The organism is Megasphaera hutchinsoni, assembly GCF_001553405.1.
GTDB lineage: Bacteria > Bacillota > Negativicutes > Veillonellales > Megasphaeraceae > Megasphaera > Megasphaera hutchinsoni.
This window is the reverse complement of sequence record NZ_KQ960925.1, coordinates 40,205-55,092: the sequence shown is the minus strand read 5'-3', so window position 1 is coordinate 55,092 and position 14,888 is coordinate 40,205. Positions and strand designations below refer to the sequence as shown.

The window sequence follows — 14,888 nt, the reverse complement described above, 5'->3', positions numbered from 1 at the left end:
ATGTACGGACAGTTTGATATAATAAAAAGCATAGTGTACGATGCCATATTAGGCGTACCATTAATTGATTACATGACTTATCAGGAGGTTTTTTTCATGAAAAAAATTCGTTCGGTTTTAGTTGCAAACCGAGGTGAAATTGCAATTCGCGTATTTAGAGCCTGTAACGAAATGGGCATTCGGACGATTGCAATCTATTCTAAAGAAGATTCATTGTCATTACATCGCTTTAGAGCAGATGAATCTTATTTAGTAGGAAAAGGGAAAAAACCGGTTGATGCTTATTTAGATATTGAAGATATTGTTCGCATTGCTCATGAACATGATGTTGATGCGATCCATCCCGGCTATGGATTTTTATCGGAAAATGCTGATTTAGCAAAACGATGTGAAGAAGAGGGCATCATTTTTATCGGTCCACGCGTAGAACATTTAATCATGTTTGGCGATAAAATCAATGCTCGTATTCAAGCGAAAAAAGCGGGTATTCAGTATATCCCCGGCAGCGATGGTCCCGTGATGAACTATGCAGAAGTAGAACGCTTTGCTAAAGAAGTTGGGTTGCCAATTATGCTTAAAGCCGTAAATGGCGGTGGCGGTCGCGGGATGCGTATGGTTAATAACATGGTTGACTTGCGTGATGCGTATGATCGGGCAAAATCGGAAGCCCAATTGGCTTTTGGCAACGATGAAATTTATTTAGAAAAATGCATCATCAACCCAAAACACATAGAAGTACAAATTATGGGCGATGAACATGGTAATGTCATTCATTTATACGAACGGGACTGTTCCGTGCAACGGCGGCATCAAAAAGTCGTGGAAGTGGCACCGGCTTTTTCCCTGCCGGTTGAATTGCGGCAACGCATTTGTGCAGCTGCCATTAAACTAATGAAAAACGTGAATTATGTCAATGCAGGGACCGTAGAATTTCTCGTCACAGCCGATGGCAATTTCTATTTCATCGAAGTCAATCCGCGTGTGCAAGTAGAACATACGATTACTGAAATGATTACGGGAATTGACATCGTGCAGACGCAAATCAAGGTTGCCGAAGGATATGCCTTAGATAGCGACACCATCGGTATTCACAGTCAAGATGACATACGGTGCTTGGGTAATGCCATCCAATGTCGTATTACAACAGAAGACCCGATGAATAATTTTATGCCTGATTCGGGTAAAATTATGGTTTATCGTAGCGGTGGTGGCTTCGGCATTCGCTTGGATAGCGGTAACGCTTATACGGGAGCTATTATTACCCCTTATTATGACTCCTTGTTAGTAAAAACGGTTTCCTATGCCCTTACTCATGCTGGTGCTGTACAGAAAATGCTCCGTGCATTAAAAGAATTTCGTATTCGTGGCGTTAAGACAAATATCGGTTTTCTTATTAATGTACTAAGAGAACAATCCTTTGTCGATGGCTCGTACGATGTTAATTTTATTGACGACCATCCTGAATTATTTAACCTGCCGGTAGTACAGGATCGGGGAACAAAACTCTTAAAATATATTGGTGAAACGACCATCAATGGCTATGGTGGTGCTGGTCATACGGAAAAACCTGTGTTTGAACCATTACAACTGCCGACCGTTCCTGAAGGACCTTATCCGGACGGGACAAAGCAACGCTTTGACAGTCTTGGTGCAGAAGGCTTTTGCAAATGGGTATACGATCAAGAGCAAATATTCTTGATGGATACCACTATGCGTGATGCCCATCAATCGCTACTTGCCACGCGGGTTCGCTCCATTGATATGCTGCGTGTACTTGAAGCATCTTCCAAAAAATTATCGCAACTATTTTCTTATGAATGCTGGGGCGGTGCTACCTTTGACGTAGCCTATCGCTTTTTACAGGAAGACCCGTGGGAACGGTTGCGAGAAATGCGTGCAAAATCGCCGAATATCCTTTTACAAATGTTGATTCGCGGGGCCAATGGTGTTGGCTATACAAGCTATCCCGACAATGTGGTAAAACAGTTTGTCCAATTGGCTGCTAAAAATGGGGTTGACGTATTTCGTATCTTTGATTGCTTGAACAGTTTGGATAACATGTATGAAACCATTCAAGCCGTCCGTGAAACGGGGAAAATTGCTGAAGTCGCCCTTTGCTATACGGGTGATATACTCGATCCATCCCGTTCTAAATACGATCTGGCATACTATGTGAACATGGCCAAAGAAGTAGCCAAAGCAGGTGCTAACATTGTCGCTATAAAAGATATGGCCGGGTTACTTAAACCGGAAGCATCATATCGCTTGATTTCAGCGTTAAAAGACGTCCTTACCGTACCGGTACACTTGCATACCCATGATGGTGCAGGTAATGCGGTAGGTACGCTCTGCCGTGCCGTAGATGCAGGCGTAGACATTGTCGATGGCACGTTCTCTGCCTTTGCCGGTGGTACAAGTCAACCGAGCATGAGTACTTTTTATCATGCTATTCAAGGCAAAGCACGGAAACTTAACTTGGACGTTCAGGCGATGGAAGAAATGTCACGTTACTGGGCATCCGTTCGCCCCTACTATAAAGGCGTAGATAAAGCGGAAGCCTATCCGAGTACATCCGTTTACTTCCATGAAATGCCGGGTGGGCAATACTCGAATTTACATCAGCAAGCAAAATCCGTAGGCCTAGGCGAGCGGTGGCAAGAAATTCAAGCGATGTATCACCAAGTGAGCATGATGTTTGGTGACATCATCAAAGTTACGCCATCTTCTAAGGTTGTCGGCGATATGGCACTCTTTATGGTGCAAAATAATTTGACGGAACAAGCTATTTACGAAAAAGGCGATATTCTTGACTACCCCCAATCGGTCGTAGAATTTTTTGAAGGTCGCTTAGGTGTACCTTATGGCGGTTTTCCGGAAAAGTTGCAAAAAATTATACTCAAAGGTCAAAAGCCGTTAAGCGAACGTCCAGGGAAAATGTTAGTTCCCGTAGATTTTGAAGGTGTCCGCAAAAAATTAGCCGATGCAGGCTATAAACATGACGATGAAGACGTTAACGCTTTTTGCCAATACGACAAAGTATTCCGCGACTATAATGAAAAACTCAAAATATATGGCGATGTGAGCGTTCTTGATACCCCCACTTTTTTCTTTGGCATGAATAAAAACGAAGAAATACATGTCGAAATTGAAAAAGGGAAAGACCTCATTATCACCCTCATCAACATTAGCGATCCCGATGATAGCGGTACTCGTACGATTACGTTCCTCTTTAACGGGGTGGAACGGGAAATCCAAGTTGTCGATAAGAGTATCGACTTACAAACCGTATCAAAACGAAAAGCCGATCCAACCGTACCGGGCGACATCGGTGCTACCTTATCGGGATCTGTCGTGAAAATACTCGTCACGAAGGGACAAAAAGTGAAAAAAGGTGAACCTTTAGTCGTCACGGAAGCGATGAAGATGGAAACAACCATTACCGCACCCCTTAGCGGTACGGTCGGTGAAATTTATGCCACCAAGGGGCAACCTATCATTAGTGGTGATTGCCTTCTTGAGATTATTGAATAATATAAAGTTGGCCAGAAAACACATATTCTACATTCGTAGGATATGTGTTTTTTTTGTAGACGCATAAAACGGGAAAAGTAACAGGCGATCTCATATGCGTAAACACGTATAAGGAAGCGACCGGTCGTATATAAAGACATAAGCCATGCCGGTGCTTTCGGGAGAGGTGAACAAAGAAAGGACGTACCCAACATGATATGCTGCATACATGGAGGGGAGTAATGCGACCTGGCTCCGCCGTAGTTTATATAATGTAAGCCGCTGCTGGGGACGCTTGCATTTAGCTATGTTTTTTAGTCATATCATGTGTTAGCAATTCCGATATCTATTATTGACAAGCAAGGGGTGAAAGTTTATACTTGAGTAAAATAGTAGAAATAAAAACGTAAGGTTTTTATTTTGAGTGAAGCATATAAGGAGGAAGGTATTATGGCAAAAATTATTGTAGTAGGGTCAAACCACGCAGGGACAGCAGCAATTAACACGATTTTGGACAATTATAAGGGAAATGAAGTCGTCGTATACGATAAGAATACGAATATTAGCTTTTTAGGCTGTGGGATGGCTTTATGGATTGGACAACAAATTCATTCAGGCGATGGTCTCTTTTATGCATCACCCGAAGGCTTAGCAGCAAAAGGTGCTAAGATTCATATGAATGCGGAAGTAACGGCTATTAATCCAACAAAGAAAACGATTACCGTTACCGTTGATGGCGTAGAAAAAGAAGATTCTTATGATAAATTGATTTTAGCAACCGGTTCTAATCCCGTAGTGCTTCCTGTTCCGGGACATGATTTGGAAAATATCCAATTGGTAAAATTGTATCAAAACGCTAAAGAAGTTATTGAAAAATTACAAGCACAACCGGACATTAAAGATGTAGTTGTTATGGGTGCCGGTTATATTGGCGTAGAATTGGCGGAAGCCTTTGAACGCTTGGGCAAACATGTGGTTATGTTAGATATGGCTGATCGCATTATGCCACGTAATTTTGATGTGAAATTCACGGATATGATGATGGAAAACATGAAAGCACACAACATTGAAATTCGTTTGGGCGAAGGTGTGCAAAAATTTGAAGGTAAAGATGGTAAGGTTTGCGCTGTTGTTACGGATAAAGGCACGTATAAAGCAGATATGGTTATTTCCGCTGTTGGCTTTAAACCGAACTCCGCATTAGGTGGCGATTTGTTTGCTCGTTTTGCTAATAATGCCTACTTGACGAATAATAAATTTGAAACGAGTCAAAAAGATATTTATGCTATTGGCGATTGCACGACCGAATTTGATAATTCAACGGGAAAAGAATCATACATTGCTTTGGCTACGAATGCTGTACGTAGTGGCGTGGTGGCTGCTCATAACGCATGCGGTACGGCAATTGAATCCCTGGGAGTACAAGGAGCCAGCGGGATTTGCATTTATAACTTGAAAATGGTTACTGTCGGCTTGACGGTTGCCGCTGCTGCAAAAGCAGGCATTGAAGTAAGTTATACCGATTTTGAAGATACGCAAAAACCGGCGTTTATGGAAGTTGAAAATCCAAAGGTTTCTATCCGCATCGTGTATCGTAAAAACGACCGTGTTGTCGTAGGTGCCCAATTGGCTTCAACGTATGATATGTCTGCACAGATCAATATGTTCTCCTTAGCTATTCAAGAAAAAGTTACAATTGATCGTATTGCCTTGTTAGACTTGTTCTTTATGCCTCACTTCAATCAACCTTATAATTATGTGACAATGGCAGCTTTAACGGCTAAATAACAGGAAATTTATGCCTGATAAAAAAAGGATTATCGTTTGCATGCGATAATCCTTTTTTTGCATTGACAAAAAAAAATAAACTTGTTAAAATGATATACAATAAAAAAGCAATGAGCGGAAGAAAATAGTGCGTAGCGGTCAGAGAGGCAACGGTAGCTGAGAGGTTGCTCCGGTATAGCTATTGTGTCACCCGTGAGCTGACAAGAGGAAAGGCTTGTTCGGATACAGCCGTTATCTGTATTAAGTGGTCGCAAGGCGACAATATAGGTGGTACCGCGGAAGGCAGCATACTTTCGTCCTAGGGGATGAAGGTGTGCTTTTTTAATTGTAAGGAGGCGTTTAGATGAAGTGGAATAAAGAAAAGTTAGGAAGTTATACACCTGGTGAAATAGAAACATCGTGGTATGATCACTGGGAAAAAGCAGGTTATTTTCATCAAGAACCGGAAGCAGGGAAGGAAGCTTTCAGCATTGTTATGCCTCCGCCGAATGTTACTGGCCAGTTGCATATGGGGCATGCGTTGGATAATACGTTGCAGGACATTTTAATTCGTTTTAAGCGAATGCAAGGGTATAATACGAATTGGATTCCCGGTACGGATCATGCTGGTATTGCTACGCAGGTAAAGGTCGAAGAAGAGCTGGCAAAGGAAGGGAAAACACGCTATGACATTGGTAGAGATGCTTTTTTAGAACGCGTGTGGGACTGGAAAAACAAGTATGGTGAACGCATTGAAAAGCAAATTCGCCGCTTAGGGTCGTCTTGCGACTGGAGTCGGAAACGCTTTACTATGGATGAGCAATGTGCTCGGGCGGTGCGAGAAGTCTTTGTTTCGCTTTATGAAAAGGGACTTATTTACCAAGGCACGCGTATTACGAATTGGTGTCCGCAATGTCATACGGCTCTTAGTGATATTGAAGTGGATCATGTGGATGAACAAGGGCATTTATGGTACATTAAGTATCCCCTTGTCGGCGAAGATGCATATATTACGGTCGCTACGACGCGACCCGAAACCTTGATGGGTGATACCGCTGTGGCGGTTCATCCGGAAGATGAAAAACTACGTCAGTTTATCGGTAAAAAAGTGCGTATTCCCCTGGTTAATCGAGAAGTAGAGGTTATTGGGGATACGTACGTAGAACGAGAATTTGGTACAGGTGCGGTAAAGATTACCCCGGCACATGATCCGAACGATTTTGAAATGGGCGTACGCCATAACTTGCCTTCTATTATGGTGATGAATTTAGATGGCACGATGAATAGTGAAGCCGGGAGTGCCTATGAAGGGATGACCCGTGAAGCCTGCCGTAAAGCAGTCGTAGCAGATTTACAGAAGCTTGGTTTATTAGATCACCAAGAAGACTTATCTCATGCGGTAGGCCATTGTTCCCGTTGTCATACGACGATTGAACCGTTTGCGACAAAGCAATGGTTCGTTTCGATGAAACCGTTGACAACGGCGGCGTTAGAAGCGGTTTCCGCGGGGAAGACATCCTTCATTCCCGAACGGTTTGTGAAAACCTATAATCACTGGTTAGAAGACGTGCATGATTGGTGTATTTCTCGTCAATTGTGGTGGGGCCATCAAATCCCGGCCTGGTATTGTGAGGATTGTGGTAAAACCTCCGTCGCACGTGAAGATATTACCCATTGTATGCATTGCCAAAGCACCAACATACAGCGTGATCCGGATGTGTTAGATACATGGTTTAGCTCGGCCTTATGGCCGTTTTCCACGCAAGGTTGGCCGGATAAAACAGCAGATATCGAACAATTTTTCCCAACGAGCGTATTGGTTACGGGATATGATATCATCTTTTTCTGGGTAGCGCGGATGATGTTCATGACGTGTGAATTTATGAAAGACATTCCCTTTGAACACGTCTTTATTCATGGTTTGGTACGAGATAGTCAAGGGCGGAAGATGAGTAAATCTCTCGGTAATGGAGTAGACCCCTTAGGCGTATGTGAAGAATATGGAGCTGATGCCTTGCGGTTTACCTTGGTGACAGGCAATACGCCGGGTAATGATATGCGGTTTTATATGGAACGGGTGGAAGCCAATCGGAATTTTGCCAATAAAATTTGGAATGCCGCAAAATTTGTTATGATGAATGTGGAAGATTACGATCCGGCCTATGTTCCGCAACGTGATGCGTTGACGCTCGCCGATCGCTGGATTATGACGACTTTCCATGAACGGGTAGTACAGGTGACAGCTGATTTAGATCGCTTTGAATTAGGGGCTGCTGCCGATAAGGTGTATGATTTTATCTGGAATTATTTCTGCGATTGGTATATCGAATTGGCCAAACCACGTTTATATACATCCGATGATGCCGTTGATCGTCGTACCGTTCAATACGTATTGGTCTATGTATTGACGCATACGCTCGAATTATTGCATCCCTTTATGCCCTTTGTGACGGAACACATTTGGCAACATGTACCGCATGAAGGCGAAAGCATTATGCTTGCACCATGGCCAACGGCACAGGCAGAATGGCTATTTACAGAAGATGCCAAACAAATGCAAGTGCTCATGGAAGCGGTGAAAGGCATTCGTAATTTGCGGGCCGAATCACATGTGCCGATGGGGAAAAAAGCACCGGTCATCTTTGTACCGGCTAATGAAACAGCGGCGACATTGTTACAACAACATGAACAATATTTCCGTATTTTAGCTTTTGCCGATAAGGTAACGATTTTATCACCGCAAGCGGATAAACCGACGAATGCTGTCGTGGCAGTAGCCCCGGGCATGGAAATGTACGTGCAAGTGAAAGATTTGATTGATGTAGATAAAGAAATGGCACGTGTACTCAAAGAACAGGGAAAAGTACAAAAAGAAATTGAACGGCTTGAACACAAGCTGAACAATGCGGGCTTTTTAGCGAAGGCCCCTGCGGATGTAGTAGACAAAGAAAAGGAAAAATTAGGGTCTTATCAAGATAAATTAGAGATGCTCACACATCGCTTAGCAGAATTAAAGCAATTGTAAGAGGTGACAGGTATGACCTATGAAGAAGCGGTACAGTATATTGAACAGGCGAGTTCCTTTGGTATCCAACTGGGACTTTCGCGGATTACCGCCTTATTGGATATGTTGGGAAATCCCCAACGGCAGTATCAAACGATACACGTGACGGGGACGAATGGAAAAGGTTCCGTAACGGCGATGGTAACAGCGGCATTAGAAGCGGCCGGCTATCGGGTAGGTCGCTATACATCGCCCCATTTGGAAACGTATCGAGAACGAATTTATGTACATGGTCAACTCATTTCGGCACCTGATTTTGCCGATGCTATCGCTACGGTACAAGAAGGGGTCAACCAATTGACGGCATCCGGACAGGAAGCACCCACAACGTTTGAAATGCTTACAGCTGCCGCTTTTTGGTATTTTGCAGAAAAAAAGGTAGACTACGCCGTCATTGAAGTTGGCTTAGGGGGATTATTGGATTCAACGAATGTGATCACACCGGTTGTATCCATTATTACGAATGTCGATTTTGATCATATGAAATATTGTGGGCATACGATTGGCGAGATAGCTACGCAAAAAGCAGGGATTATTAAAGCGGGTGTACCCGTGGTGACAACGGCTACGGGCGAGGCCTTACAGGTCATAGCCAAAAGGGCGTATGCGAAACAAAGTCGCCTGTACGCATTGCATCATGGTTTTGACGTCATGCCGTTACCGCCGGGGGAAGATAAGACGACCCAAGCGATACGGGTGACGACAACCGCAGGCAAAACCATTGACGTGACCTTGCCTTTATTAGGACAGCATCAGCAGCAGAACGGTGCCGCCGCAGTGATGGCACTACTGGAACTGGCACGTACACGCAAGGCATTGACACGTACCGCTATTTGCCAAGGACTTGCCCACGTGCGTTGGCCCGGTCGTTTCCAAGTACTGACGGTACAAGGCAAGCAAGTGGTCATTGATGGTGCACATAACCCCGCAGGGATTACCTCCTTTTGTCAGACCTATGAACAGGTATTTGCACGTAGACCGCGGATATTCGTCTTTTCCGTACTAGCCGATAAGGATTACACGCACATGATACAAGAACTGTTTCGTTCAGATGATGAGGTCTATGTAGCTCCCGTACCCAATCCGCGTACGGCCGATCCAAAGGTGTTATGTCCGCAATTGCCTTGTCACGCTACGCCGTGTCAATCTTTGGAAGAGGCGGTTGATCGGGCGTTTACACACGCAACGGCTGAAGATGTTATTTGCCTTGTTGGTTCCCTTTATATGCAAGGTGTTGTACGAGCCTATCTGCGTGAACACTATCAGGCAAGTCTATGAGTAAGAACGTGTATACATTAATTTTGTTGTTAAATTGTAGTGCTTTTGTCATGAAAATGTGTTAAAAAAAGTTTACAAAAAACAAAAAAATGAGTATAATAAAAACATAATATTTAAGTATATACGGAATTTGTGCAAGGATGTATATTTTCGTGTATAAATATTGTGTAATATGAATGGGTGATGAATAAGGATGAACAAGCAGAGTGAAGCAGTAGAAATGGAACCGGTTCAACGAAAGACGAAGAAAAAAAATGACACGATCAAGTTAGAACGAAAACGCAAATTTATTAAAATGTGGAAAAATTGGTTGTTTGATATCAATAAGTCAGAAGTAGATATTGCTAGAGAAATAGGCTTATCACAGCAAGCCTTTAATGCTAAGATGCGTAATGCGACAATTCGCTATACCGAATTAGCCGATATTGTTGAACAGCATGGATACACGATTGAAATAACAAAAAAACACTAACGTTAATGTACAAATTACCAAAAACACCTATCCTACATTTGTAGGATAGGTGTTTTTGGTAGACCCGGAAAATAGAAAAAAATGGCGGCTTTCCGTCATTTTTTTTAGCTAGTCAGAAAGCGTCCGGTTTAGTATAATAACACGAGGAGGAAACGGACAATGGGTATTTTTACATCTCATGTACAAGACCAAAAAGAAAAAGCACGGCAGCATATTTTGTACGCGTTGGCAGGAACCATCTTCTTTATGCCCTTGCAGCTGATAGCGATGGAAGTGTGTTTTATCCTTACGTTGGGTTTAGCCATTTATTATATGGCACGGTATGGAAGACCACGGCAGAGCAGCCAACCCTTAAACTTACCGGCCATATGCTTTGGTATCGTTGCCCTACTATCCCTACATGCAACGGCGACACCCTTACGTAGCACGGCTTTTTACATTTATACGCTAGGGCAATATTTGGCACTATATTATGTGGTACAAACCTTTGTCCGTGGAGCCGGGGAACGAAAGCAACTGTGTTATGTTTTTTTACTTGCCGCTGCGGCGGTTACGGTTTGCGGCTTTGGGCAATACATCCTTTCGCCTGTCGAAACGAATATATGGGTGGATAAAGACGCCTTTCCCCTCTTGTCGCGGCGGATGTATGCACCCTTATATAACCCGAACTTATTGGCACAATTTTTAGTCATTGCCCTTTGCGTCAGTATTAGTGTGCCTTGCAAGCATCCCTATCTGGTATGGGGCAAACGCATCCTTACGTTGGCGTTGGTCGGTGCGGTGATCTTAACCTACTCTCGCGGTGCCTGGCTCGCCTTGGCCGCCTTGTGCTTGTATTTGGGATGGGTAGAAAATAAACGCTGGTGGCTGTGGTTTTTGTGTGTCCCCCTTCTCTTTGGTTGGTACCATGACACCCTCTATGCACGGTGGATATCTCTTTTTTCCGTGAGCCAAGAAGACACCTCCCTTGCTATGAGGTGGTCCATGTGGAAAGCAGCCCTTACCATGGCCGGCACGCATCCCATTTTGGGTATTGGCTGGGGCGAATTTAAAACGATTTATCCCCAGTACAATTGGTTCATTAAGCATGCCGGCATTTGCATCTATCATGCACATAACATGTTTTTAAATATCCTCGCCGAAACGGGCATGACCGGCTTTTTTTTCTTCCTGTGGTTTTATGGAGGAAACTGGTATTACGCACGGTGTTACGACATTCATAACCATCAAGAAAGCTACATCCCCTTACTCATGGGGGGCATTATCATCGGTACGACCGTTTGTGGCATAGGTGATTTTGACCTGTTTGCAACGCAACTATCCATGACCTTTTGGCTGTGGTGCGGTATATTTGCCAATTGGTTTAGCGAAAATAATTTGCGAAATAATTCACACTAATATATAATAATATCATAGAATAGAATAGGATGTACTATCGTATGTATACTCATAATATAGGGGGAATACGCTAGTTGGAGGAATGATACGTGATGAGACATAAAAAAGGAATATCGGATGCCGTAATTGAACGATTACCATTATACTATCGAGATTTATTGTTATTGCGAGATGCGGGTATTGATATTATTTCCTCAGAAAGATTGGGGGAACGGTTAGGCATTACACCTGAACAAATTCGGAAAGACTTAACCTGTTTTGGCGCGTTTGGCAAAAAAGGGGTAGGATATTATGTTAGTGAGCTGTGTCAACAAATTGTCGAAATTATCGGTTTGCAACAACATTGGAAAATAGGCATTGCGGGTATTGGCCATTTAGGTTGGGCCCTTGCTAACTATAAGACCTTTGAACGCTTAGGCTTTCGCACGATGGGGTTATTTGACGTGGATCATCGGATTATCGGACAAAACGTCGGTGGCATTACCGTAACATCAAGTGTTGATATGGGGAAGATTATTCGGGAACAACAAATTCAAATCGGCATTATTACGACTCCTGCATCGGTAGCCCAACAAGTGGCCGATGACATGGTCGCCGCTGGAATCAAGGGGATATTGACCTTTGCCCCGTTACGATTAAATGTACCTAATAACATTTTTGTCTTTCGGGAAGACCTCTCTATCGGGTTGAGTCGAATTTCTTATTACTTGACAAATTATTCAGATAAAACAGATACTTTTTAATAATACAGGTACAAGCATAACGTCAAAAAAAAAACCTTTTTCATATAGAAAAAGGTTTTTTTTTTGACCTATTTTGATATATCAAAGATTTTGCCCGGATTCAGTACATATTGTGGATCTAAGGCTTTTTTTATCGTTTTCATCAGTGCTAACGTGGCAGGATCGGTAAACCGCTCCATTAAATCACGCCGTTTGGCACCGATGCCGTGTTCGCCGGATAAACGCCCGCCTAGTTGATATAAGGCCGTGTACAGTGCCGTTTGATTTTCGGTGACTCGTTTTTGCCAGGTAAGATATGATTCTTCCGCTGGTTTTAAAATATTAAGATGAATATTGCCATCGCCAATATGACCGGCAATGCGCGTGATAAGGTTATACTTATGTGCCAGGTCGTTAATGATGTGGAAAAACTCGCCTTGCCTTTCTATGGGAACGACTACATCCTCTTTACTGACGAGTAAACTTTCTGCCCGTACGGCTTCAGCAAAGGCCTTACGGGCACGCCAAATCTTTTTATAATCGGCAACGAGAATATCCGTTGCTCCTTGGCGCTGACAAATCGTGTCGATGCTTTCCAGGGCCGGCTCCATTTCCTCTTCCGTACCGTCCATTTCGATGATGACATAATTGCGTTTGTCCTTTCCCGGTAAAGGTTCATGCAAATAGGCCTCAATAGAACGTAAGGTCGGTTCATCCATAAACTCTATACATGTCGGCAACAAGCCCGCTTGTAACAAACAAGCCGCCGTGTCGATCGCCTTCGTTGGCGTGGGAAAAATGGCGAGAATATCGACAATCTGTTTAGGCCTTGGCAAAAGCTTGAGCGTTGCTTGCGTGATGATACCCAGCGTGCCTTCCGAACCGGCTATGAGCTGTTCTAAACAATAGCCGGTCGATTGTTTTTTTAAGCGTGCTCCCGTCTGTATGATATCTCCTGTGGGTGTCACAACCGTAAGTGCATAAATCTGATGACGGGTTGTTCCGTATTTGACGGCTCGATTACCGCCCGCATTGGTCGCAATATTACCACCAATACAGCAAGAATCACTACTACATGGATCACCGGCATAAAATAATCCCTTAGCTGCGGCTGCGGCTTGTAAATCTGCCGTGCGTACACCCGGTTCGACAATGGCATATAGTCCCGCAGGATCAAGCGCGAGAATGCGATCCATTCGTTCCGTACTTAGGACGACACCACCATACAGGGGAACGGCACCACAGGCTAACCCCGTACCACCGCCCCGGGGTACTACGGGAAAATGGGCGACATTTGCCAATTTCATGATAGCGGCAATCTCTTCGGTCGATTGGGGAAAGACGACTGCCTCAGGTAAATGATGGTACGTCGTATCACTGACTTCATCATGGCTATACGTTTGCAACACGTCCGGCTGCGTACGGACAAACTCCTCGCCAACGATAGAGGCAAGCTTTTTTAAGGTTTTTTCTGTTAATTTTTGATACGTCATTCCGATCCCTCTTTAATTAGTTATTTTACTTCTATTATATAGAATTTTGCTAAATAAGATAGTCTTTTTAATGAACAAATCGAATTGAGCCAAAGCGAGAAATAGACTATTTTTCAGAATATGTGGTATACTAACTACATATATTGGAATTATCCTAGGCAAATTAAAGGAAGGGAATATGTCGTGGCACAAGAAAATAGACGCCGTCCCATACGGGCTATAAGACGAAGAAAAAGAGAAAAAGATAAAGTGGCCTACCTATATCATAAAATACTTCTTCTTATTATCATTATCGGCTGTCTTTTCTTAGGATATCGCTTTTTTTCACTGTGGCAGATTCATGAGAATATGCAAGTAACGGTACAACAAAAACAAGTTTTGCAAAAAGAAAATCAAAAACTTAAACAACGAAAAGAACAACTCAATGATACACAGGAAATTGAAAAAGAAGCAAGAGAACGATTTGGCCTTGCTAAACCGGGGGAAATTCCTTATAAGAAATAAATTAGAAGTTAGTATATTTTTTATTGAAATCTTTTAGCTTTTTGAGTATAATAACGATATACGCTTTAGCAATAATGCTGAGCATACAAGGAGGAATATAAATCAGCATGACAATCGAAGTGGGTAAGGTGTTTGAAGGAATCGTTACAGGCATTACAAAATTTGGCGCATTTGTAGAATTACCTGATAAAAAGGTAGGCTTAGTACATATTTCTGAAGTGGCCAATGAATATGTAAAAGATGTTCATGATTTCTTAAAAGTGCAAGACAAGGTACAAGTAAAAGTTTTAGCGATAGATGAAAAAGGAAAAATTGGATTATCTATCAAGCAGGCACAGTCAGCTCCGGAAAGAAAAGCAGTTCGTCCGCATCGTGAGTTTCACACCAATGGTGAGCATCGACATGTTTCTACCTCTTCATCTTTTGAAGATCGGTTGAGCAAATTCTTAAAAGAAAGCGATGAACGCCTTATGGATTTGAAACGAAATACGGAATCGAAACGAGGTGGCCGTGGCGCACGGCATGCTGATTAATTTCGAATGAGGAATTTAGGGGCAAAAGAGCATTCCTGCTTGGAATGCTCTTTTTGGTTTCTCGTTATCTCTTTGTTCTTGTTATTTCTTTGTTCTTGTTATCTCTTTGTGGTTTCTCATTATCTCTTTGAGGTTTTTCTTTTATTT

The 14,888-nt window shown here is 43.0% G+C and carries 10 protein-coding genes and 1 other annotated feature; of the genes, 9 read left to right on the top strand and 1 reads right to left on the bottom strand.

Annotated elements, in window-relative coordinates; all coding sequences use genetic code 11:
- The first annotated feature begins 96 nt into the window (after positions 1-96).
- From HMPREF3182_RS00320 to HMPREF3182_RS00290, 7 genes are all read left to right on the top strand, one after another.
- Complete coding sequence (locus HMPREF3182_RS00320; RefSeq protein ID WP_062484855.1) at positions 97-3,531, top strand: pyruvate carboxylase; 3,435 nt, start codon at positions 97-99, stop codon at positions 3,529-3,531.
- Positions 3,532-3,960: 429 nt separating this feature from the next.
- A complete protein-coding gene (gene nox, locus HMPREF3182_RS00315) occupies positions 3,961-5,298 on the top strand; it encodes a H2O-forming NADH oxidase (RefSeq protein WP_007392886.1) in 1,338 nt (445 codons plus the stop codon).
- A 101-nt stretch (positions 5,299-5,399) separates the two neighbouring features.
- Positions 5,400-5,602: a binding site (T-box leader), on the top strand.
- A gap of 39 nt (positions 5,603-5,641) precedes the next feature.
- Positions 5,642-8,302, top strand: a complete 2,661-nt coding sequence (locus HMPREF3182_RS00310; protein WP_062484853.1) for a valine--tRNA ligase — start codon at positions 5,642-5,644, stop codon at positions 8,300-8,302.
- Between the two features lie 12 nt (positions 8,303-8,314).
- Complete coding sequence (locus HMPREF3182_RS00305; RefSeq protein WP_062484851.1) at positions 8,315-9,619, top strand: bifunctional folylpolyglutamate synthase/dihydrofolate synthase; 1,305 nt, start codon at positions 8,315-8,317, stop codon at positions 9,617-9,619.
- Between the two features lie 193 nt (positions 9,620-9,812).
- Complete coding sequence (locus HMPREF3182_RS00300) at positions 9,813-10,091, top strand: hypothetical protein (RefSeq protein ID WP_062484849.1); 279 nt, start codon at positions 9,813-9,815, stop codon at positions 10,089-10,091.
- Between the two features lie 159 nt (positions 10,092-10,250).
- The gene (locus HMPREF3182_RS00295; protein ID WP_062484847.1) at positions 10,251-11,489 is read left to right on the top strand and encodes an O-antigen ligase family protein; all 1,239 of its coding nucleotides are present in this window, start codon (positions 10,251-10,253) and stop codon (positions 11,487-11,489) included.
- A gap of 92 nt (positions 11,490-11,581) precedes the next feature.
- On the top strand, positions 11,582-12,232 hold the full coding sequence (locus HMPREF3182_RS00290; RefSeq protein ID WP_007392845.1) for a redox-sensing transcriptional repressor Rex: 651 nt from the start codon (positions 11,582-11,584) through the stop codon (positions 12,230-12,232).
- 68 nt (positions 12,233-12,300) lie between these two features.
- Here HMPREF3182_RS00290 and HMPREF3182_RS00285 read toward each other — a convergent pair whose 3' ends face one another.
- The gene (locus HMPREF3182_RS00285) at positions 12,301-13,704 is read right to left on the bottom strand and encodes an FAD-binding oxidoreductase (RefSeq protein ID WP_062484845.1); all 1,404 of its coding nucleotides are present in this window, start codon (positions 13,702-13,704) and stop codon (positions 12,301-12,303) included.
- A gap of 183 nt (positions 13,705-13,887) precedes the next feature.
- Here HMPREF3182_RS00285 and HMPREF3182_RS00280 point away from each other — a divergent pair, with 183 nt between their 5' ends.
- The gene (locus HMPREF3182_RS00280; protein ID WP_007392869.1) at positions 13,888-14,208 is read left to right on the top strand and encodes an FtsB family cell division protein; all 321 of its coding nucleotides are present in this window, start codon (positions 13,888-13,890) and stop codon (positions 14,206-14,208) included.
- A gap of 107 nt (positions 14,209-14,315) precedes the next feature.
- On the top strand, positions 14,316-14,741 hold the full coding sequence (locus tag HMPREF3182_RS00275; RefSeq protein WP_062484843.1) for a S1 domain-containing RNA-binding protein: 426 nt from the start codon (positions 14,316-14,318) through the stop codon (positions 14,739-14,741).
- Positions 14,742-14,888: the final 147 nt, after the last annotated feature.

What these genes read in the sequence shown, in the direction of transcription:
- HMPREF3182_RS00275 (WP_062484843.1), top strand. Translation starts at nt 14,316, where the DNA reads ATGACAATCGAAGTGGGTAAGGTGTTTGAAGGAATCGTTACAGGCATT.
- HMPREF3182_RS00285 (WP_062484845.1), bottom strand. Translation starts at nt 13,704, where the DNA reads ATGACGTATCAAAAATTAACAGAAAAAACCTTAAAAAAGCTTGCCTCT.
- HMPREF3182_RS00310 (WP_062484853.1), top strand. Translation starts at nt 5,642, where the DNA reads ATGAAGTGGAATAAAGAAAAGTTAGGAAGTTATACACCTGGTGAAATA.
- HMPREF3182_RS00290 (WP_007392845.1), top strand. Translation starts at nt 11,582, where the DNA reads ATGAGACATAAAAAAGGAATATCGGATGCCGTAATTGAACGATTACCA.
- nox (WP_007392886.1), top strand. Translation starts at nt 3,961, where the DNA reads ATGGCAAAAATTATTGTAGTAGGGTCAAACCACGCAGGGACAGCAGCA.
- HMPREF3182_RS00320 (WP_062484855.1), top strand. Translation starts at nt 97, where the DNA reads ATGAAAAAAATTCGTTCGGTTTTAGTTGCAAACCGAGGTGAAATTGCA.
- HMPREF3182_RS00305 (WP_062484851.1), top strand. Translation starts at nt 8,315, where the DNA reads ATGACCTATGAAGAAGCGGTACAGTATATTGAACAGGCGAGTTCCTTT.
- HMPREF3182_RS00295 (WP_062484847.1), top strand. Translation starts at nt 10,251, where the DNA reads ATGGGTATTTTTACATCTCATGTACAAGACCAAAAAGAAAAAGCACGG.
- HMPREF3182_RS00300 (WP_062484849.1), top strand. Translation starts at nt 9,813, where the DNA reads ATGAACAAGCAGAGTGAAGCAGTAGAAATGGAACCGGTTCAACGAAAG.